Source organism: Parasporobacterium paucivorans DSM 15970 (assembly GCF_900141895.1).
GTDB classification, from domain to species: Bacteria; Bacillota; Clostridia; order Lachnospirales; family Lachnospiraceae; genus Parasporobacterium; species Parasporobacterium paucivorans.
This window is the reverse complement of record NZ_FQYT01000008.1, coordinates 55151-77563: the sequence shown is the minus strand read 5'-3', so window position 1 is coordinate 77563 and position 22413 is coordinate 55151. Positions and strand designations below refer to the sequence as shown.

Here is a 22413-nt window from a genome sequence, read left to right as displayed (position 1 = left end):
AGGCTGAACGGATGAAAAATGTAAATATTGAAATAGACGGCATTAAGGTCACGGTACCTGAAGAAACCACCATTCTGAAGGCGGCCGAAAGCATTGGTATTGAAATTCCTACATTATGTTATTTGAAAGATCTTACACCTGACGGATCCTGCAGGATGTGCGTGGTTGAAGTCAAGGGAGGAAGAAAAAAAGGTCTCTTTACCGCATGCTCTGAGCATTGCGCGGAGGGAATGCAGGTTGAAACCCGTTCCGAAGCCGTAATTGATTCAAGGCGCTTTATCCTTGATATGCTTATGAGCATTCATGAAAAAAGGTGTCTTACGTGCAGGCAGAACTCCCATTGTCAGCTTCAGGAACTATGTATGGAATATGGCGTTGAGGATACAACGTATCCTGGGGATGCTCCCAGATTTGACGTGGACACATCCAACCCATTCTTTGATTTTGATCCAAATGCATGCATCATGTGCAGAAAATGCGAAAGGGTATGTACCAGTCTGCAGGGCCGTAAAGTTATTTCCATTAACGGACGTGGAATCGGAACCCATATGAGCATGGTTTATGATATAAAGTGGTCCGAATCAAACTGTGAATCCTGTGGGAACTGTGTCGCAAACTGTCCGACAGGGGCTCTTTTGGATAAAAAGATTAAGGGCATACCGAGACTATGGGATGTTAAAAAGGTCGGGACAACATGCCCTCACTGCGGAGTAGGCTGCCAGTATAACCTTATTGTAAAGGATGATGAAATCATTGGAACGGAAGCTCTGGAGGGACCGTCCAACAGAGGAATGCTTTGCGTCAAAGGACGATATGGATCTTTTGAATTTGTTAAACATCCAGACCGTATTAAATATCCTCTGATTAAAAGAAATGGTGAATTCCAAAGAGCTTCATGGGATGAAGCCTTAGATCTGATCGCAGCGAAAATTCTCCAGCATAAAAAGGAATCAGGACCAGACGCTATTGCGGGATTTTCCTGCTCCAGATCTACGAATGAAGATAATTATGTTTTCCAGAAGATGATGAGGGCTGCAATTGGAACCAATAATGTGGATAATTGCGCCAGATTGTGCCACGGACCTTCCGTTGTGGGACTTGCAACGACTTTGGGATCCGGAGCCATGACAAACTCCATTGCGGACATTATGGAAGCGCCGGAGGTAATCTTCCTGATTGGATCCAACACAACAGAGGCGCATCCGGTAATCGGTATACAGATCCGCCAGGCAGTGTTAAGAGGAGCCAAACTGATTGTCGCAGACCCACGTGCCATTGATCTGATGGATTACACATATATGCATATGCAGATCAGACCCGGCACCAACGTAGCCTTTGCCAATGGTATCATGAATGTTATCATTTCGAACGGTCTTGAGGATCAGGATTATATTGCAGGAAGAACAGAAGGTTATGAAGAACTTAAAGATCTGGTTAAAGAATATACTCCGGAAAAAGTAGCACAGATCTGTGGTATTGATAAAGAAATGCTTATTGAAGCGGCTCTCATGTATGCGAAGGCAGACAGGGCTCCCATCATCTACTGTCTGGGGGTAACAGAGCATTCCACCGGTACGGAAGGTGTAATGTCCATGTCCAACATGGCTCTTCTGGTTGGGAAACTGGGAAAATACGGATGCGGAGTCAATCCACTCAGAGGGCAGAACAACGTACAGGGTGCCTGTGACATGGGATGTCTTCCAGGTGATTTTCCAGGATACCAGAAAACCAGTAACCCGGACAATGTGTCTAAATTTGAAAAAGCCTGGGGATGTACACTCAGTACTACGCAGGGTCTGCGTTCCACAGAAGTTTTTCCGGCGATTCTTGAAGACCGGATAAAAGCATTATATATCTTCGGCGAAGATCCGGCTGCAACAGACCCGGACTCCAATCATATTCGAAAAGCTTTAGAAAAACTTGATTTCCTGGTAGTGCAGGAATTGTTCATGACAGAAACGGCAAAATACGCCGACGTAATCCTTCCTGGAGCAAGCTACGCCCAAAAAGAGGGAACCTTCACGAATACGGAGCGCCGAGTTCAGAGGGTACGAAAGGCAGTGGAGCTGGAAGGAGAAATGAGACTGGATTCGGATGTTTTCTGCGATGTCATGACCAGAATTGGATACCCGGCACATTTTGATTCTGCAGCGGATATTATGCGGGAAGTCGCAAGCGTAACGCCTAGCTTTGCCGGTGTTTCCCATGAACGCCTTGATGGGGGAGAGTCCTTGCAATGGCCTTGTACCAGTTCAACAGACAAAGGGACCTGCATTCTTCATATGGATGAATTTACCAGAGGACGTGGTCTTTTCAAGGCGATTGAATTCAAGGAACCGGATGAACTGCCCGACGCTGAATATCCATTAACCATGATTACGGGACGTATGCTCTACCATTATAATAATGCATCAATGACAGGCAGGACGGAAGGCATCGTACAAATCAGTAATGAATCGTATGTAGAAATAAATGCTCAGGATGCGGAGAAGATGAATATCCGCGATGGTGAAAAGGTCAAGATCTGTTCCAGGCGTGGAGAAGTAATCACTTCAGCAAGAATCGGAAACGTAGTGTCTCCGAACGAAGTGTTCATGACCTTTCATTTTGCGGACGGAAACGTTAATGAAATAACCAATTCCGTAACGGACGAGCTTTCCGGAATTCCGGAATACAAGGTATGTGCTGTTAAAATTGAAAAGGCTTAGGCAGGAAGAGATATTTATGAAATTCAGACCATGTATAGATATTCATAATGGTGAGGTGAAACAGATTGTTGGATCCAGCCTTACTGATGAAAAAGAAGCATGCAGTGAAAATTTTGTTTCCGGCCATAACAGCCGTTATTTTGCCAGGATGTATAAAGAAGACGGTCTGACGGGGGGACATGTGATTCTTCTTAATCCTGCCGGGTCCCCGCAATATGAAGGCACCCTCCGGCAGGCTCTGGAGGCCTTAAGAGAGTATCCGGGGGGGCTTCAGGCGGGCGGAGGCATAAATGCGGATAATGCCTGGATGTTTCTTGAAAATGGCGCATCCCATGTCATAGTGACGAGCTACGTTTTCAAGGATGGAATAATCAACTTTGAAAATCTGAAACTGATTTCTGAGGCTGTAGGCAGAGATAAGCTGGTTCTGGATCTCAGCTGTCGAAAAAGAGCAGATAAATACTTCATTGTAACGGACAGGTGGACGAAATTTACCGAAGAGACCGTCAGTGAGAAGCAGCTGGACCGGCTTGCCGGTTATTGTGCGGAATTTCTGGTTCATGCTGTAGATGTGGAAGGAAAAATGTCCGGTATCGAGGAAGATCTGATTAAGCTTTTAAGAGACTGGGATGGAATTCCTGTGACCTATGCTGGAGGGATCCGTAATTTTAAAGATATAGACAGGCTCTCCCTTTTATCCGGCGGCAGGCTGGATTATACAATTGGAAGTGCGTTAGATATATTCGGAGGAAATCTGAGCTACAGACAGGTTGTTGAAAGAAACAAATAGTATCGGCACAGGGGCAGGCGTTGAACGTCTGCCCCTGTATTATCCGGTTGAATATTACGGCTATTAATAGTAAAATGGTATAAGTTAGGCAATAATATGACATTGGGGGTGGCGTATCCGTGAATCTGTTAGAAGCGGTATTTCTTGGATTTGTACAAGGGGTGGCAGAATTTTTGCCAATCAGCAGCTCGGGGCATTTGGCAATATTTGAGAATGTCTTCGGACTGAGTGAGGTTGGAATGGCTTTTGATATCCTGCTTCATCTGGGAACACTTTTGGCGGTTTTTGTTGTATATTGGAAGGATATCAGCAGGCTGATTTTTGACGGAATCGGAATAATCACGGATATTTTCATGAATGCATATATTTTTTCTATGTCTAAATTCAGACACGGTGAGCCGGATTATAGAAAAATCATCCGCACAAAGCACCGGAAATTCGCCCTTCTTATTATTATATCAACAATACCCACAGGTATTCTGGGAATCGTATTCAGCTCGGTGGTGGAAAAGGCAGCAGCCGGACTGCTGATACCGGGAATCTGTCTTCTTATTACAGGTGTTCTTCTCTTGATTTCCGACACAATTGAAGGAGGGGTAAAAAAGGTTGCCGGTACTAAGTATAGAAATGCATTCCTCATCGGGATTGTGCAGGGCATAGCCATATTGCCCGGTTTATCCAGATCCGGATCGACAATAACGGCGGGTCTGCTCAGTGGATTCGACAGGACGTATGCTGTGAAATATTCCTTCATCTTATCCATCCCGGCAATCCTGGGAGCATCGGTTCTGGAGCTTGGCAATTTGGGAAGCGAAAATCTGTCCTCCGGTGATATCATCAATTATCTGATTGGAATGCTGGTCGCCGCAATAATCGGATTCATCAGCATTAAGACCATGCTTGTGCTTATCCGGAAAAAGAAATTTAAATTTTTTGCATTTTACTGTTTTTTTGCAGGTACGGTTGCAATTATTGCAAATTTCATGATGTAGCAAAAACGTTTAGGAGGGCAGCATGACTGCATCGAAAAAAAACTTGAATAAAAAAAAGAAAAGCAGGACCAAGCCTGAAGCCAGCAGCGGATTTGTGGAGAAAGAGATTAAGCTTCTGCTGCTTTTTGCCATTACGGTAATTCTGGAATTGAGTATTTTTGGCTTTGGCGGGAAAGCAGGAGGTTATCTGGCTTATTTCCTCTTTGGGCTATTCGGCTTCTTAGCGTATATTTTTCCAATTATCCTTCTTCTGGGGGTTCTATTTCTTGTTTCCAACAAAAGTTCTCGCAAGTCTAAGCTGAAGTTTGCAGCCGGGACCGTTCTTTTTTTGGCTGTCTGCTCACTGATACAGCTTATTTTTAACGTTTTCAACCCTGAAACCCAGGCGTCGGGGTATTACGCTTTGTCCGCCGAAAACAGGACAGGCGGAGGCTTGATCGGGGGACTTGCTGTGAAGGGGCTTTCACTGATTGTTGGAACGGCAGGGGCATATGTGGTGCTGATTGCACTTTGCATTATCTGCGTAGTTGTGCTGACAGAAAAATCATTTATAGGCGGTATCCAAAAGAGCAGTTCTAAAGTGTACAATTCCGCCAAGGATGACGTGATAAAAATAAAAGAGCAGAGAGAAAAAGCAGCCATGGAGAAAATACCCAGGGTTGCCAGGATAGAAAAAAAGGTCAGAGGCGTCCAGAAGGATCTAAAGCTTACAGATAACCCTGATGCTGGAGACGATGTTCACGAAATCACACCAGACGACTTTATGAATGGACTTTCCGTTGAAAACACGGAAATAAGACAGAGGGATGCGTCTAAAATCCAGGAACCGGAACGGAATCAGGCTGTCCAGAAAACCGAACCGAAGAAGGTGGAGGAGCATAAAACAGACACGGAAAATCCTACGGAGTTCTCTCCGCCCCAGGACATGGATGATTCCGATTATGTATATCCTCCGCTCTCCCTGCTAGCCAAACCTTCCCATAAAAAAAGAAGCGGCAATGAGAATTCTTTAAGTCAGACGGCAATGAAGCTGCAGCAGACACTGGAGACGTTTGGCGTAAATGTTACCATAACCAACTACAGTCAGGGACCTTCCGTGACCAGGTACGAGCTTCAGCCGGAAATGGGAACGAAAGTCAGCAGGATCACATCTCTTGCAGATGATATCAAGTTAAACCTGGCAGTATCGGACATCCGGATAGAGGCTCCCATTCCGGGCAAAGCAGCCGTTGGTATTGAAATACCCAATGATGGAAGCGAAACTGTATATTTGAGAGAACTTCTTGAGTCAAAGGAACTGGCCGGAAATAAGAGCCGGATCGCTTTTGCGGCCGGCAAGGATATCAGTGGTATGGTAGTGGTCACGGACATAGCCAAGATGCCCCACATGCTGGTTGCAGGTACCACGGGTTCAGGCAAGTCGGTGTTCATGAATTCCATAATCATGACGATACTTTTCCGGACAAAACCCTCCGAAGTGAAATTGATCATCATCGATCCCAAGGTCGTAGAATTTGGCGTATATAATGGTATCCCGCATCTTTTGAGCCCAGTGGTTACGGATCCAAAGATGGCATCCTCCGTCCTGAACTGGGCGGTAGCGGAAATGACCAGAAGATACAAGTTGCTGGCCGAATATAATGTCAGGGATTTTAAAAGCTACAACAACAAGGTTGATGAGATTAAGATTGAAACAGGCGAAATCCTTGAAAAGCTGCCTCAGATTCTGATCATTATCGACGAGCTTGCAGATTTGATGATGGTGGCAGCCAAGGCCGTAGAGGATTCCATATGCAGACTGGCCCAGCTGGCCAGAGCGGCTGGAATTCATCTGATCATTGCCACGCAGAGGCCCTCCGTAGATGTCGTAACCGGACTGATTAAAGCCAACATACCTTCCAGGGTTGCTTTGATGGTTTCGTCTGGTACGGATTCCAGGACGATACTGGATATGAATGGTGCGGAAAAGCTTCTTGGGAACGGAGATATGCTTTTTTATCCCTCTGGCTATGTGAAGCCTGTCAGGGTACAGGGCGCGTTCGTATCTGAAGAAGAAGTGTCCAAAACAGTTGAATTTCTCAAGGAAAACGGAGAGAAAGCCAATTATGACAATGCGGTCCGGGAGCATATCCAGGAAGAGGCATCTCTGTCGGAAAATCCATCCAGGCAGGAAAATATAAGAGACGAATATTTTGAAGAGGCTGGAAAGCTTGTCATTGAAAAAGAAAAAGCATCTGCCAGTATGCTGCAGAGACGTTTTAATATCGGATTCAACAGAGCGGCACGGATAATTGACCAGATGGAAGATCTCGGGGTTGTAGGAGCCGAAGAGGGTCCAAAGCCTAGAAAAGTCTTGCTGTCACTGGAAGAATTTGAACAGCTCAGGGAAGATGATATCCGGAAAGGACAGGAAAATGAAGATTGAATTCACTAAAATGCACGGCACAGGAAATGATTATGTTTATATAGATATGTTTAAACATGACTACCACTTTGAGAATATTGAAGAGTTTATACGCAGAATCAGCGACAGAAGATTCGGAATCGGTTCGGACGGTATGATAATGATCGCGCCCTCCGAAAAAGCTGATGTACGGATGATAATGTATAATTCTGACGGATCTGAAGGTAAAATGTGCGGGAATGGAATACGTTGTGTAGCAAAATACGCCTATGAAAATGGCATTGTTGATAAAACAGAAATATCCGTAGAAACAAAAAGCGGAATAAAGGAATTGAAGCTCACCGTACAGGATGGAAAGGTCGATTATGTGACGGTAGATATGGGAAAAGCAATCCTGAACCCCAAGGATATTCCGGTAATCACGGATGACCCCAAAGCTTCGGATTTTATTTCCAAGCCGGTCATTGTGAATAATCAGGAGTATGAAATTACATGCGTTTCCATGGGAAACCCTCATGCAGTAATATTCACCAGAGATATCGACAGCCTGGATCTTGAAAAAATCGGACCAATGTTCGAACACCATCCTATATTTCCAGAACGGGTAAATACGGAGTTTGTGGAGGTCACCAGCCCTCATACTCTGAAAATGCGCGTGTGGGAAAGAGGTTCGGGAGAAACCAGTTCCTGCGGAACAGGAAGCTGCGCTGTTGCCGTTGCTGCAGTTTTGAACGGCTATTGTCATATAAATGAGGAAATTACAATCAATCTCAAGGGCGGACAGCTAAAGGATACTTATCTGGAAAATGGGCATGTAATTATGAAAGGACCTGCCACGCATGTTTTTGACGGTGAGATAGAGACGAAAGGGATGGGGTTATAGATGAGACTGTCAGAAATTCTTGAAAAGTGTGAATACACGTGCAAAAGTGAAATAAACGATGCGGAGATATCCGATGTAATATATGATTCAAGAAAGGTTGTGCCAGGGTGCGTATTTGTGTGCCTTGTTGGTGCAAGCAGCGATGGCCATGCATATGCTGCGGATGCTGTTTTAAAGGGAGCAGCAGCCATTATTGCAGAACGGGAGATGGACCTTCCGGACGGTTGCGTACCGATAATCGTAGAGAATTCCAGGCAGGCTCTTTCATATATTTCCGCAGCATTCTTTCGGTATCCGGCGGACGAGCTGACGACCATAGCGCTTACCGGAACAAAGGGAAAAACCACCATATCCTTTATGATAAAGGATATCCTGGAAAAAGCCGGTAAAAAGGCCGGTATAATAGGTACCATGGGAGTGTTCACCGATAAAAGACATATTGAGACGCATAATACCACACCGGAATCTTATGAAATCCAGAAATATCTGAGGGAAATGGCAGATGAGGGGTGTAAATACGCAGTTATGGAAGTTTCCTCACAGGCTCTTATGGTAGGCAGGACAGCCGGAATCGTTTTTGACTTTGGGCTTTTTTCCAACATTTCCCCAGACCATATTGGTGAAAATGAGCATAAGGATTATGGGGAATACCTTCGCTGCAAGAAGATTCTGTTTTCCCAGTGCAGACAGGGATTATTCAATATCGATGACAAACACGCAGAATACATGATGGAAGATGCGACCTGTTCCATACATACCTATGGTTTCCGACCGGAAGCAGGGCTTAGGGCAGCCGAAGTTCACTATCTCCGTGATGGCGGGTTTATTGGAATCAAAATGAGGACGGAAGGAACGGTTGCAGACGAATTTCTGGTCGGCATGCCTGGAAAATTCACGGCATACAATGCAATGGCTGCCATTGGCATTACTTTTTTGTGCGGAATTGATACGCTTCCTATGAAAGAAGCCCTGCATGATGTCCTGGTGACGGGCCGGATGGAGAATGTCAGGATTTCCGACAAATTCACACTCCTGATTGATTATGCCCATAATGCCATGAGCATGGAGAGTATACTCACAACTATGAGGGATTATAATCCGAAAAGAATGGTAAGCCTTTTCGGCTGCGGAGGAAACCGTTCAAAACTCCGCAGATTTGAGATGGGTGAAATATCCGGCAGATTGGCGGATCTGTCCATATTGACCGCGGATAATTCCCGGTTTGAAGACGTAAATGATATAATCGCAGATATTCTGACAGGAATGCATAAGACGAATGGTGAATACGTGGTAATTCCTGACAGAAAAGAGGCTATAAAGTACAGTATACAAAATGCCCGGGAAGGTGATATTATCCTTTTGCTTGGGAAAGGCCATGAGGATTACCAGGAGATTAAAGGAGAGCGATACCCATTTGATGAGAGGGTTGTCATAAAAGATATACTGGAGGAGATTGGATGGCAGTAAAGGCAAAATATGCCAATGTTATTGTAGACATTTCTCATGAAAAGCTGGATAAAACATTCCAATACCTGATCCCTGCTGAAATGGCAACAGAAATATTTCCGGGTGTGAGGGTTGAAATCCCATTTGGAAGGGCTAACCGCCTCATCAAGGGATACGTAATTGAGGCAACAGATGAAAGTGCCTGCGATGAACGTCTCCTGAAGCAGATCCACTCTGTCAGTAAAGACAGTTTGCCTATCGAATCCCAGTTGATCCAGCTGGCATGGTGGATTAAGGAAAATTATGGATCCACCATGAATCAGGCTTTGAAAACGGTTATCCCGGTTAAGACGAAGGTCAGACCTAAAACAAAAAAATATATTGAACTGGACGTTTCCGATAAGGAGGCGGCCGGCTTATTGAAAATATACGGAAATACAAAGAAATTTGTAGCCAGATACCGTCTGATGGAAGAACTGTCAAAGGAAAAGATGCTTCCTTGGGACATCGTTACAGACAAACTGAATATTTCTGATTCCACTTTAAAATCCATGGAAAAATCCGGAATTATAAGAATTTCCGTAGAAACGTCTTTAAGGGACACTGTGCATTATCACGATGCGAAGTCGGATCCTGTCTCCTTAAATACAGAACAGGCAGCTGTTGTAAACAGGATCAAAAAAGACATGGAATCTGGGGACATGACACCTCACCTGATTTTCGGGGTGACTGGAAGCGGAAAAACGGAAATTTATATAAGCCTGATTGAAGAGGTGATTTCCAGAGGCAGGCAGGCCATTGTCCTGATACCTGAAATTGCCCTGACCTATCAGACGGTAATGCGGTTTTACAAGCGGTTCGGGGACAGAGTGTCCTTTATCAATTCGCGCCTTTCCCAGGGAGAAAAACATGATCAGTTCGAAAAGGCGGTAAATGGAGATATCGATATTATGATCGGACCCAGGTCAGCCGTATTTACTCCCTTTAAAAAAATTGGTATAATCATTATCGATGAAGAACATGAATCAGCATATAAAAGCGACATGGTGCCCAAATACCATGCCAGGGAAACAGCAATCGAACGGGCCAGAATGACAGATGCTCTGGTCGTTATGGGGTCAGCTACTCCCAGTGTTGAGTCGTATTACAAAGCATCCAACAATATCTTCAGACTCAGCGTATTGGAAAACAGGGCAACGGTCAATGATCTGCCCCAGGTTCATCTTGTAGATCTGAGGGAAGAGTTGAAAAACGGCAACCGCTCCATCTTCAGCGACAGGCTTTTGAATCTTATGAAAGACCGCCTGGAAAAAAACAGGCAGATCATACTCTTTATCAACAGAAGAGGTTATGCAGGATTTGTTTCCTGCCGCTCCTGCGGTGAACCGGTTAAATGCATACATTGTGATGTGGGGATGACGGCTCATAATGATGGAAATCTGGTCTGTCATTATTGCGGATACAGAATACCGACACCAAAGGCCTGCCCGGAATGCGGCTCCAAATATATCGCCGCATTTGGAATCGGAACACAGAAGGTGGAAGCCTATGTAAAAAAAATCTTTCCAGATTCCCGGGTTCTTCGGATGGATACAGATACGACCTCCCAGAAGGGCGGGCATGAAAAGATTCTGGCCGCCTTTGCAAATCATGAGGCGGATATTTTGATCGGTACCCAGATGATTGTGAAGGGACATGACTTTCCCCTTGTCAGCCTTGTGGGGGTAATCGCTGCAGATCTTTCCCTTTATGCCAGTGATTTCCGGGCAGCAGAGAAGACCTTTCAACTGCTGACCCAGGCTGCGGGACGCTCCGGCCGGGGAACAGACAAAGGCGAAGTCGTGATACAGACATACAGCCCGGATAACTACTGCATAACGTACGCTGCAAATCAGGATTATCCTGGATTTTACCAGCAGGAAATCCTGTACCGAAAGTTGTCCCATTATCCACCGCTTACAGGTATGGTGGCGGTCATCATAACTTCTCCGGATAAGACCTGTGCCGATAATCTGGCAGCATTCATTGCAGCTTTGGTTGACCGGCTTGCTGCCGGTGAAGGGTTGCAGGTAATCGGGCCATCAGATGCAGGTATAGCAAAAATAAAAGATATTTATAGGAAGGTCATCTACCTGAAGCATGAGGAGAATGACATTCTGGTGAAGATTAAAAACCAAATCGAAAAAGAAATTAAGGAAAACGGCAGTTTTGGACAGGCAGGCGTTCAGTTTGATTTTGATCCAATGAACAATTATTGAAAAGAGGTTTGAAATGGCGATTAGAAATATTAGAATTTTTGGAGACGATGTATTAAGAAAAAAGGCAAAAGTTGTAAAAGAAATAACTCCCAGGGTCCAGGAGCTGATAGACGATATGTTTGAAACAATGTATGAGGGAGAAGGCGTAGGTCTGGCTGCACCTCAGGTGGGCATATTAAAAAGAATCGCCGTGATCGACATCGGAGAGGGACCGCTGGTGCTCATCAACCCGGAAATACTTGAATCAAAGGGCGAGCAGACTGATAAAGAAGGATGCCTCAGCAATCCCGGTAAAGTCGGTGAGGTTACCAGACCGAATTTTGTAAAGGTAAGAGCCTGTGACGAGAAAATGGATGAATATGAATTAGAAGCAGAAGAGCTGCTTGCCAGGGCAATCTGCCACGAACTGGATCATCTGGACGGCGTACTCTTTACAGACAGGGTTGTCGGAGACATTCTGGATATGAGTTATGATGAAGAAGAAATAGGAGCTGAGGAACAATTATGAAAATCGTGTTTATGGGAACGCCCGATTTTTCCGTACCTTCCCTGCATGAGCTAATCAGAGCTGGACACGAAATCCTGGCGGTGATTTCGCAGCCCGACAAACCTAAAGGCAGAGGCAAAAATATGCAGTTTACTCCAGTGAAGGAGGCAGCTTTGGAATATGGAATACCGGTATATCAGCCGGACAAGGTCAGCAATCCTGAATTCATCAACCAACTGAAAGGATGGAATCCGGATATAATAGTCGTTATTGCCTTTGGGCAGATTCTTCCCAGGGAGATACTGGACATCCCAAGATTTGGCTGTATAAATGTGCATGCATCGCTTCTGCCTGCCTACAGAGGGGCCGCCCCGATCCAACGCGTGATAATGGATGGAAAAAAGACTGCCGGCGTTACAACCATGTTCATGTCGGAAGGTCTTGATGAAGGGGATATGATAGATAAAATCGAGATTCCGATTGAGGATAAGGAGACCTATGGTTCACTTCATGATAAGCTGTCCCTGGCCGGAGCCAGATTATTGCTGGTGACGCTGGATAAGCTTGAGAAGGGTGAAGCTGCACGTACTGTCCAGGATTCTTCCGTTTCCAATTATGCGAAAATGATACATAAACAGACGGGACATATTGACTTCACCGATTCCGCCGAGACAATTGAACGGCTGATCAGGGGACTTAACCCATGGCCCAGCGCGTATACAAAACTGGACGGAAAAAATCTTAAAATCTGGGACGCGGTGGTACTGGATGACGAATATCCAGGCATTCCTGGAGAAATCGTTGAATTGACCGACAAGAGCCTGTATGTGAAGACGGGCAGGGGAACGCTTTCCATAACGAGTCTTCAAATGGAAGGGAAGAAGAAAATGAACACGAACGATTTCCTGCGTGGATATAAAGTAATCAAAGGAACTGTTCTTGGTTAGTTTTTTGGGGAAAGGAAATGAAAAGAAATGATATATGGATACTATGATTCAACATATTGGATGGTCATTATCGGCATTGTGATAAGTCTTGTAGCTTCATCAAGGGTCAAATCCAGTTTCAATAAGTATTCCCATGTGAGAAGTCTTTCGGGTATTACCGGAGCCCAGGCGGCTCAAAAGATTTTACAGGCAGAAGGTCTGTATGACGTGCGAATTAATCATATTAGCGGTAATTTGAATGACCATTACGATCCCAGAACAAAAGAACTGAACCTTTCTGATGCTACCTATGCTTCCGCATCCGTCGCAGCCATTGGTGTCGCAGCCCATGAATGCGGACATGCAATTCAGGATGCAAATGCGTATGTTCCCTTGAAAATCAGGGGCGCCCTGGTTCCAGTGGCAAATTTCGGTTCCGGTGTCTCCTGGTTTTTGATCATCATAGGACTTTTTATAAACAGCAGCGCATCCCAGCTGCTGATTAATACAGGAATCATCTGCTTTTCCGCAGCCGTGCTGTTTCATCTGATTACCCTTCCGGTGGAATTTAACGCTTCTGCAAGAGCGGTGCATATATTGGATGAAAGAGGGCTGCTGACGGAGGAAGAGCTGAAGATGACAAAAAAGGTACTTTCTGCTGCTGCGCTAACTTATGTGGCATCGGCCGCCGCAATGGTGCTGCAGCTCTTGAGGCTTCTGCTCCTTTTTGGAGGACGAAGACGTGATTAAGATTCCGGATACCAGGGAAATTGCCCTTGAAATGCTTATTGAAATATTGGAAAAAAATCACTTCAGCCATTTGGTGCTGAGGAAGACGCTAGGGAAACATCCCGAGCTGGATAAATCGAGCCGGAGCTTCATCTCCCGGCTTACGGAAGGCACTATTGAAAATCTGATTAAGATTGATTATATCCTCAACCTGTATTCCAAAGTGAAGGTGGCAAAGATGAAGCCGCTGATCCGAAACCTTCTGCGGTTGTCTGTATATCAGATCTTGTACATGGATAATGTGCCGGACAGGGCTGTATGCAACGAGGCTGTCAATATTGCCGCCAAAAGAGGATTTGTTAGCCTGAAAGGATATATGAACGGGGTGCTGCGTACCGTAGCAAGAAATGCGGACAGTATCGAATATCCGGAGGAAGAAGGAAACCCTGTTCTTGCGCTTTCTGTGAAATACTCCATGCCGGAATGGATCATTGAATTATGGCTGGAACAGCTTGGAGAGGATAAAACACTGGAGATATTAGATGGATTCAGCGTAAGGAATCCTCTGAGTGTAAGATGTAATTTAAGCCTTGCCAGAAAAGAAGATATCGTATCCAGTCTGGAAAATCAGAATATTCAAGTGGTTCAGAATCCATTCTTAGAAGACGCGCTGTATATGGAAGGGTATGATTCCCCCGGAAATATTGAAGCTTTTCAAAAAGGATATATACAAATCCAGGACATAAGCTCCATGCTTGTAGGGTATGCGGCGGACATTCATCCGGGAGACTTTGTGCTGGATCTGTGTGCGGCGCCTGGCGGAAAGAGCATCCATGCGGCAGATTTACTTAAGGGAAGCGGACAGGTGGTTGCCCGGGATGTAACGGAATATAAAACCGGATTGATTCAGGAAAACATCGCTCGAAGCGGATTTGGGAATATCCGGACGGAAGTGAAGGATGCCACGGTATTTGATGAATCGTCCGTAGACATGGCAGATGTCCTGATTGCTGACCTGCCCTGTTCAGGACTGGGAGTACTGGCAAAAAAGACGGATCTGCGCTACAAAATTCAGAGAGACAGCCTGAAAAACCTTGCAGCCCTGCAGAGGGATATCCTCAAAAATGCCGCGCGGTATGTTAAACCAGGAAAAGTCCTTATTTATAGTACATGTACGATTAACATATTGGAAAACCAGGACAATGTCAGATGGTTTTTGGAAAATCACCCTTATACACTGGAAAGCCTGAAGGGTCTGCTGCCGGAAACATTTCTGGAGGAATCCGCAGAAGAGGGCTGGACACAGCTTTTTCCTGGAAAACATGGAAATGATGGCTTTTTTATCGCGAGATTTCGGAGAAAAATGAATGAATAAAATAGACTTAAAATCATTGAACATAGTGGAATTAAAAAATGAAATCGCTTCCATTGGGGAGAAAGCTTTCAGGGCTGGACAGATATACGGTTGGCTGCATGCGAAGCTGGCATCCTCATTTGCTGATATGACGAATCTGTCAAAAGAATTAAGGGACAAGCTGGAAGAAAAATACAGAGTGGCAGACCTGGAGCCGGTGGAAGTGCAGATTTCTAAAACGGACGGAACAAGAAAATATCTCTTCAGACTGGAAGACGGAAACGTGATAGAAAGTGTCCTTATGATATATAAGCACGGCAACTCCGTCTGCATATCTACGCAGGCCGGGTGCCGGATGGGGTGCAGGTTCTGTGCTTCAACGATTGGAGGACTGACCCGAAACCTGGAGGTGTCCGAGATGCTCGGACAGATATATACCATTCAAAGACTCACGGGCGAAAGGGTTTCCAACGTGGTCATGATGGGTACAGGAGAACCGCTGGATAATTACGAAAATGTCATGAAGACTATACGCATGCTGTCGGATGAAAATGGCTTGCATATCAGCCAGAGAAATATTACAATGTCTACATGCGGTATTGTGCCGGGCATCCGGAGACTGGCAGATGAAAACTTCCAGATCACCCTGGCTATCTCACTGCATGCTGCGGATGATGAAACCAGAAAGACAATTATGCCGATAGCCAATAAATATTCCATTGAAGAAATTATGGACGCCTGCAGATATTATTTTGCAAAAACCGGTCGCAGGCTGACATTTGAATATAGTCTTATAAGAGGAGTCAATGATACTATGGAGGATGCTGCCAGGCTGCGGACTCTGCTGCATGGTCTTAACTGCCATGTGAATTTGATTCCCGTAAATCCTATCGAAGAACGGGATTTTATGCAAACAAAAAAGGATCAGATTCACAGATTTAAAAATTATCTGTCAGACCATGGAATTCCTGTTACAATAAGGCGGGAAATGGGGACGGATATCCAGGGTGCCTGTGGACAGTTAAGGAAAACATACAGGGATACCAATGAGAAGTAGGAGGATAACGATGAAATCAGCTGCATTAACCGACAAAGGACTTGCCAGAATTACCAACCAGGATTATGTCTATTGTTCGGATGCGCCAGTTGGAAACCTCCCTAATTTATACGTAATAGCAGACGGAATGGGCGGACACAAAGCAGGTGATTTTGCATCCAGCTGTGCTGTCAATGAATTTGTCAAATACATCGACAAATCAGAAAACGAAGATGTCGCCCGGCTTATGAAGAATGCCATTGATGCCGCAAACAGGGCAGTTTATGAATCGGCCGCTGATAATCCTGATCTTGAAGGAACGGGCACTACCCTTGTAGCGGCAACTATCCTGGACACTACTTTGTTTGCCGCCAACGTGGGAGACAGCAGGCTCTATGTTTCCAACAATGAACTGAAACAGATAACCAGGGACCATTCTCTGGTGGAAGAGATGATCAATAATGGCGGGTTGGATAAAGAAAGTGCCAGAATCAATGTGAATAAAAATATTATTACAAAAGCAGTAGGTGTCAGCCCGGTGCTGGATGCTGATTTTTTTGAAGTGGAGATCACAGAAGGGGACAAAGTACTCCTTTGCTCGGATGGACTCACAAATATGGTAGAAGATTCTTTTATACAAAATATTATAGAGGTCGGATATGAACCGGAAAATATCGTGGAATTGCTGGTAGAAACAGCTAATACCAATGGAGGGCGGGACAATATCTCGGCAATTTTGATTCAAACGGACTAAAAATATGGAAAGGATACTTATATGTTAAAAAAAGGCATGTTTATCGGGGAGCGATATGAAATCCTCGAATTAATCGGGTCTGGCGGAATGTCTGATGTATACAAGGCAAAATGCCACAAGCTCAACAGATTTGTGGCCATAAAAGTACTGAAGAAAGAATTTGCCCAGGATAAAAATTTTCTTATGAAATTTAAGGTGGAGGCCCAGTCGGTTGCGGGCCTTACACATTCCAATATTGTAAATGTATATGATGTGGGTACGGATGACGGAATCAATTACATCGTCATGGAGTATGTGGAAGGAATTACACTTAAACGGTATATCGAAAAGAAAAAACGCCTTGGTGTAAAGGAAGCAGTCAGCATTGCCATTCAGGTTGCCCAGGGGATTGAAGCTGCTCACAACAACCAGATCGTGCACAGAGACATAAAACCTCAGAATATTCTCATCTCCAGGGAAGGGAAGGTAAAAGTGACAGACTTTGGTATAGCAAGGGCTGCATCGGCTAACACCGTCACTTCCAGTGCTGCAATGGGGTCTGTCCACTATATTTCTCCTGAGCAGGCCAGGGGAGGCTTTGTGGACGAAAAAAGCGATATATATTCCTTGGGAATTACCATGTTCGAGATGTTGACCGGACATGTTCCCTTTGATGGGGACTCAACCGTAACGATTGCCCTCCGGCAGATTCAGGACGAACTGCCTTCGATAAGGGCGGAAGTGCCTGAAGTTCCAATGAGCGTATGCCGGATTATCGAAAAATGCACACAGAAGAAACCAGACCGCAGATATCTGAAAGTTTCGTCGCTGATTGCGGATCTGAAAAAATCCCTCATTTCGCCGGATGAAGATTTTGTTAAAATTATTCCGGTTAATGACAACTCATCCACAGTCATGCTCTCTGATGCCGAAGTTACGGCAATCCGCAATGGAAGCAGGGAAGATTCTCTTAAAGAATCCGCTTTGGAAGATGACCTGAATGATGATGGTTTTGAGGAAGATGATGAACTGAATGAAGTGAATCCCAAACTTGACAAACTGATTACCATCGGATCCATTGCTGCCGGGGTGGTTATACTGATTATCTTCATACTTCTGATTGTGAAGTTTTTGGGCGGATTGGAAAGCTGCTCTGGCAGCACCAGTACGGAAACGACAACACAGGAAGTAAGTGCGGCGCAGGTTGAAGTGCCGGAGCTTGTTGGTCTGAGTGAAGACGAAATAAGGGCGTCATTGGAAAATCTGGCCCTTGGGGTGAAATTCACTTACGAGGCCAGCAATGACGTGGAGCAGGGCCTTGCTATATCCCAGTCCGTCGGAGCCGGAGAAATGGTGGATGAAAATACGACTATAGAAGTGGCTATCAGCCAGGGAAAAGAAGAAGTGCTGGTTCCGGACCTGATTGGAAAAAGTAAGAGTGATGCTATTGCGCAGCTTACTGCATTGGGGCTGAATAATACGGTTGTTACCGAATACAATGCAGGATACCCTCTGGACACGGTGTACAACACTACTCCTGGCGCATCGGAAAAAGTGAAATATGGAGACACCATTACCCTTTATGTAAGCAGAGGGGCGGAAGTGAAAAGTGTGGAGGTGCCAAATCTTATGGGACTGACTAAGACCCAGGCTGAAAATGCGCTGATTTCAGTGGGCCTTACGCTGGGAAAGGTTACCTACGAAGAAACGACAGCTGCAAATATCGATAAAGTAATCCGCCAGCTTACCACCGCATACTCTGTCCTGGAACAGGGCTCCAGTGTGGACGTTGTTCTGGGAAAAGAAACACCGACCGAGACGACCACTGTAACGGAGACAACTACCAAAAAAAATGATTCCGGACAAGCAACCCAGTAAAACAATCACAACAGACAGGCAGTGAAAAATGCAGGGAAAAATCATAAAAGGAATTGCCGGTTTTTACTACGTACACGTAGAAGGATTTGGAATTTATGAATGTAAGGCAAAAGGAATATTCAGAAATAGGGGAATAAAACCTCTGGTAGGCGACGATGTGGAAATGGACGTCCTGGATGAAGAGAAGAAGCTGGGAAACATAGCGGATATTTTAGAGAGACACAATGTCCTGGTCCGGCCGGCTGTTGCCAATGTGGACCAGGCCGTGGTGGTATTTGCCATAAAAGAACCAGAACCGAACCTGAATCTTCTGGACCGTTTTATTATCTCCATGAAGCAGCAGGGCGTACCGGTCGTTATATGCTTTAATAAGGTGGACAGATCTACAGAAACCGATTGCAGAAGACTTCAGGAAATATATGAAAAATCCGGATGCAGGATTTTGTTTACGAGTGTGAAAGAACAATCCGGGATGGACAGCATTGAGAATGCCGTCAGAGGTAAGACAACTGTATTTGCAGGTCCTTCCGGGGTCGGAAAATCCTCCCTCTTGAATGTACTGATGCCTGAAGCACACTCTAAGACCGGCATCATCAGTGAGAAGATAAAAAGGGGAAAACATACAACCAGGCACTCGGAAATTTTCAATCTGGAAAACAACACATATATAATGGATACGCCGGGGTTTAGTTCCATGTCCGTTCTGGACTGTGAAAAAGAAGAGTTGAAGGATTATTATGAAGAGTTTCTCTATTATGCCGGGGAGTGCAGATTTAAAGGCTGCATCCATATCAATGAACCGGGATGCGCAGTGAAAGAGGCTCTGGAAAATAATGAGATTCCAAGGGAAAGATACGATAATTACATTCATTTATATAATGAGTTAAAAGAAATCAGAAAGTATTGAGAGGAATAAAGATGAACATATTAGCACCATCGATTTTATCGGCGGATTTTGCCAATCTGGGTGATGCCGTAAGAACAATAGACATGGCGGGAGCCGGATATATTCACATCGATGTGATGGATGGGATTTTTGTTCCCAGCATCTCCTTTGGAATGCCAGTAATCAAGTCCTTACGTAAATGTACGGATAAGATTTTCGATGTCCACCTGATGATTACGGACCCGGATAGATATCTGGCCGATTTTAAGGAGGCAGGAGCGGATATCATTACCGTCCATGCGGAAGCGACTTCGCATCTGGACCGGACAATCAGTGCCATACAAGAGATGGGATGCAAGGCAGCAGTTTCTGTAAACCCTGCTACAAGCCTGTCTTCAATTGAATATGTTCTGGACAAGCTGGATACGGTACTCGTTATGACCGTCAATCCTGGATTTGGAGGGCAGAAATATATCGATTATTGCACCGGGAAAATTAAAGATCTCAGACATATGATCGACAGGAGAGGCTTGAAGACAGACATTCAGGTTGACGGAGGCATTACACTTGATAATGTTCAGACCGTACTTGATGCGGGAGCGAACATTATTGTGTCCGGCTCTGCAGTTTTTAAAGGGGATGCTGATAAGAACGTTAAGGAATTTATGAAATTATTAAACAAATGATGAAAAAAATATTGCTTTTGCTTATTCCATTGTCTCTGCTAATTCTTTTTGTGACAAAAACAAATCCCGAGATTGCGGAAAATCTATTTGCATTAAAAATATATGACAGCATATCCCAGCCGGTGAGCCGTTTCTTTGGAATGGTTCCCATATCGGCTGCGGAAGTGCTGTTCTATGCTTTTGTGCTGATGTGCATATTTGTATTCTTTGGTTTCATCAGAAAAATTGTCATAAGCAGAGGGGAACGCATTTCCGTATTAGGGTCAGGATTGCTGGATCTTCTGTGCGCCATGGGCATAGGTTTCTTTTTATTTATGATTCTCAACGGGACGAATTATTACAGGTATGATTTTCTGCATTATATGAACCTGCAGGCACAGCAGACTTCATCTGAAAGTCTTGCAGGGTTATGTATGTCGCTGGCGGAAAAAACCAATTCTGCCAGAAACGCCGTCATGACCGATGAGGATGGGAACATGCAGTTGGGTGATGTGTCAGCAGCGGCATTGGAAGCTGCCGATGCAATGTCGCTGCTTGGTGATAAGTATGTTGTGCTCAAACGATACTATCCCCAGCCCAAACCAGTTCTGGCTTCCAAAATGATGTCATACGCCCAGATAACAGGGATGTTTACAGCTTTTACCATGGAAGCAAATATAAATGTGGATCAGCCGGATTATAACATTCCTGCAGACATGTGCCATGAGCTGGCACACGTGGCAGGTTTTATGAGGGAGGATGAAGCCAACTTTATTGCTTATCTGGCCTGTACAGGCTCCGGTTCCCCGGAATTTGTATACAGCGGCATGATGAGCGCCCTGATTAACGCAACGAATGCCCTTTACGGGGAGGATGTTGCAGAGTGGGAGAAGGTTTTAGCATCATTGGACGAAGGGGTAATCAACGATTTGGATCATAACAGCCTGTATTGGAGGCAGTTTGATAACACGAAACTGGGGGAGACGATAGGTTCTGCCTCAACAAAACTCAACGACACCTATCTGAAGCTGAACGGACAGAAAGACGGGGTCAAAAGCTACGGCAGGATGGTTGATCTCCTCCTGGCAGAATACAGTGAAAACTTAAACTGATATAATTTGGAAGATTGAAAAGAGGGTACCATGAATTTACATGATTATTACTATGAACTGCCGGAAGAATTGATTGCACAGGATCCCCTGGCAGACAGGTCGGGTTCCAGGCTGTTGACGGTGGACAGGAGGACCGGAGAAACCGGTCATACCATTTTCAGAAATATCGTCGATTATCTCCAGGAGGGAGATTGCCTGGTGCTTAACAACACTAAGGTCTTACCGGCCAGGCTTTTTGGTGTAAAGGAAGATACCGGCGCAATAATTGAAGTGCTTTTGCTTACACGAAAAGAGAACAACAATTGGGAGGTTCTGGTAAGACCTGGGAAGAAAGCCAGGCCGGGTACCCGTATTGTTTTTGGAAATGGAGAATTGAAGGGTGAGATTCTGGAAATCGTAGAAGAGGGCAACCGACTCATACATTTCGAATATGAGGGAATCTTCGAGGAAATATTGGACAAGCTGGGACAAATGCCTCTGCCGCCATACATAAAACACACCCTGGAAGACAAAACAAGATACCAGACCGTTTACGCCAAACATGAAGGATCCGCGGCAGCCCCAACGGCTGGTCTGCATTTTACCAGAGAGCTTCTTTTGGAAATCGAAAGAAAAGGCGTCACCATCGCGAATGTCACGCTGCACGTAGGGCTCGGAACATTCCGTCCGGTCAAGGCGGAAAATATTCTGGAACATCATATGCATTCAGAGTATTTTTCTATCGATGAAGAGGAAGCCCGATTGATCAACAGAACGAAAGAAAGGGGCGGTAGGATAGTGGCCGTAGGGACAACTTCTACAAGGACCCTGGAATCTGCCGCGGATGAAAATGGGTTTATCACAGCCAAAAGCGGATGGACGGAGATATTCATTTATCCGGGTTATGAGTTTAAAGTAATAGATGCCCTTATAACAAATTTCCATCTTCCGGAATCAACCCTGCTGATGCTGGTTTCTGCCTTTTCCTCCCGGGAAGTAATTTTGCGAGCATACAATGAGGCGCTGGAAAACAAATACCGGTTTTTTAGTTTCGGAGATGCAATGCTGATATATTAATCGAAAATACCTCCAAAAGTTGAAAATAGTGTGTAGATTGCATAAATTTGTATTGATAACAATCGGTTTT

Annotated in this window: 18 protein-coding genes; all 18 read left to right on the top strand. The window is 44.9% G+C overall.

The annotated features are described in order from the left end of the window. Window positions 1-11 precede the first annotated feature (11 nt). The 18 genes from fdhF to queA all read left to right on the top strand — a co-directional run bounded on the left by fdhF (window position 12) and on the right by queA (window position 22343). On the top strand, window positions 12-2708 hold the full coding sequence (gene fdhF / locus BUA79_RS04930; RefSeq protein ID WP_073993259.1) for a formate dehydrogenase subunit alpha: 2697 nt from the start codon (window positions 12-14) through the stop codon (window positions 2706-2708). A gap of 16 nt (window positions 2709-2724) precedes the next feature. Next, window positions 2725-3498, top strand: a complete 774-nt coding sequence (gene hisA, locus BUA79_RS04925; protein ID WP_073993258.1) for a phosphoribosylformimino-5-aminoimidazole carboxamide ribotide isomerase — start codon at window positions 2725-2727, stop codon at window positions 3496-3498. A 119-nt stretch (window positions 3499-3617) separates the two neighbouring features. Continuing rightward, window positions 3618-4490 carry an undecaprenyl-diphosphate phosphatase gene (locus BUA79_RS04920; protein WP_073993257.1) on the top strand — a complete coding sequence of 291 codons (873 nt, stop codon included), beginning with the start codon at window positions 3618-3620 and terminating at the stop codon, window positions 4488-4490. Between the two features lie 22 nt (window positions 4491-4512). Further along, entirely contained in the window at window positions 4513-6915 is a 2403-nt protein-coding gene (locus tag BUA79_RS04915) for a DNA translocase FtsK (protein ID WP_073993256.1), read from the top strand. Next, window positions 6911-7777 carry a diaminopimelate epimerase gene (gene dapF / locus BUA79_RS04910; protein WP_073993283.1) on the top strand — a complete coding sequence of 289 codons (867 nt, stop codon included), beginning with the start codon at window positions 6911-6913 and terminating at the stop codon, window positions 7775-7777. Before BUA79_RS04915 ends, dapF begins: the two co-directional genes overlap by 5 nt. Beyond that, a complete protein-coding gene (locus BUA79_RS04905; protein WP_073993255.1) occupies window positions 7778-9244 on the top strand; it encodes a UDP-N-acetylmuramoyl-L-alanyl-D-glutamate--2,6-diaminopimelate ligase in 1467 nt (488 codons plus the stop codon). Then, complete coding sequence (gene priA, locus BUA79_RS04900; protein ID WP_073993254.1) at window positions 9235-11481, top strand: replication restart helicase PriA; 2247 nt, start codon at window positions 9235-9237, stop codon at window positions 11479-11481. Before BUA79_RS04905 ends, priA begins: the two co-directional genes overlap by 10 nt. Before the next feature lie 13 nt (window positions 11482-11494). Continuing rightward, on the top strand, window positions 11495-11989 hold the full coding sequence (gene def / locus BUA79_RS04895; protein WP_073993253.1) for a peptide deformylase: 495 nt from the start codon (window positions 11495-11497) through the stop codon (window positions 11987-11989). Next, entirely contained in the window at window positions 11986-12915 is a 930-nt protein-coding gene (gene fmt, locus BUA79_RS04890) for a methionyl-tRNA formyltransferase (protein ID WP_073993252.1), read from the top strand. The genes def and fmt overlap by 4 nt, the downstream gene beginning before the upstream one ends. A gap of 27 nt (window positions 12916-12942) precedes the next feature. Then, on the top strand, window positions 12943-13644 hold the full coding sequence (locus tag BUA79_RS04885; RefSeq protein WP_073993251.1) for a zinc metallopeptidase: 702 nt from the start codon (window positions 12943-12945) through the stop codon (window positions 13642-13644). Then, a complete protein-coding gene (gene rsmB / locus BUA79_RS04880; RefSeq protein ID WP_073993250.1) occupies window positions 13637-14998 on the top strand; it encodes a 16S rRNA (cytosine(967)-C(5))-methyltransferase RsmB in 1362 nt (453 codons plus the stop codon). Before BUA79_RS04885 ends, rsmB begins: the two co-directional genes overlap by 8 nt. Beyond that, window positions 14991-16034: a dual-specificity RNA methyltransferase RlmN gene (rlmN, locus tag BUA79_RS04875; protein WP_073993249.1), complete on the top strand. Its 1044-nt coding sequence runs from the start codon at window positions 14991-14993 to the stop codon at window positions 16032-16034. The genes rsmB and rlmN overlap by 8 nt, the downstream gene beginning before the upstream one ends. 10 nt (window positions 16035-16044) lie before the next feature. Next, window positions 16045-16767: a Stp1/IreP family PP2C-type Ser/Thr phosphatase gene (locus tag BUA79_RS04870; RefSeq protein ID WP_073993248.1), complete on the top strand. Its 723-nt coding sequence runs from the start codon at window positions 16045-16047 to the stop codon at window positions 16765-16767. A gap of 21 nt (window positions 16768-16788) precedes the next feature. Then, window positions 16789-18624, top strand: a complete 1836-nt coding sequence (gene pknB, locus BUA79_RS04865; RefSeq protein WP_073993247.1) for a Stk1 family PASTA domain-containing Ser/Thr kinase — start codon at window positions 16789-16791, stop codon at window positions 18622-18624. Between the two features lie 28 nt (window positions 18625-18652). After that, on the top strand, window positions 18653-19531 hold the full coding sequence (gene rsgA / locus BUA79_RS04860) for a ribosome small subunit-dependent GTPase A (RefSeq protein WP_073993246.1): 879 nt from the start codon (window positions 18653-18655) through the stop codon (window positions 19529-19531). 11 nt (window positions 19532-19542) lie between these two features. Next, complete coding sequence (gene rpe, locus BUA79_RS04855) at window positions 19543-20196, top strand: ribulose-phosphate 3-epimerase (RefSeq protein WP_073993245.1); 654 nt, start codon at window positions 19543-19545, stop codon at window positions 20194-20196. Window positions 20197-20246: 50 nt separating this feature from the next. Continuing rightward, on the top strand, window positions 20247-21287 hold the full coding sequence (locus tag BUA79_RS04850) for a DUF3810 domain-containing protein (protein ID WP_178138537.1): 1041 nt from the start codon (window positions 20247-20249) through the stop codon (window positions 21285-21287). Between the two features lie 30 nt (window positions 21288-21317). Continuing rightward, the gene (queA, locus tag BUA79_RS04845; RefSeq protein ID WP_073993243.1) at window positions 21318-22343 is read left to right on the top strand and encodes a tRNA preQ1(34) S-adenosylmethionine ribosyltransferase-isomerase QueA; all 1026 of its coding nucleotides are present in this window, start codon (window positions 21318-21320) and stop codon (window positions 22341-22343) included. The last annotated feature ends 70 nt before the right edge of the window (window positions 22344-22413 follow it).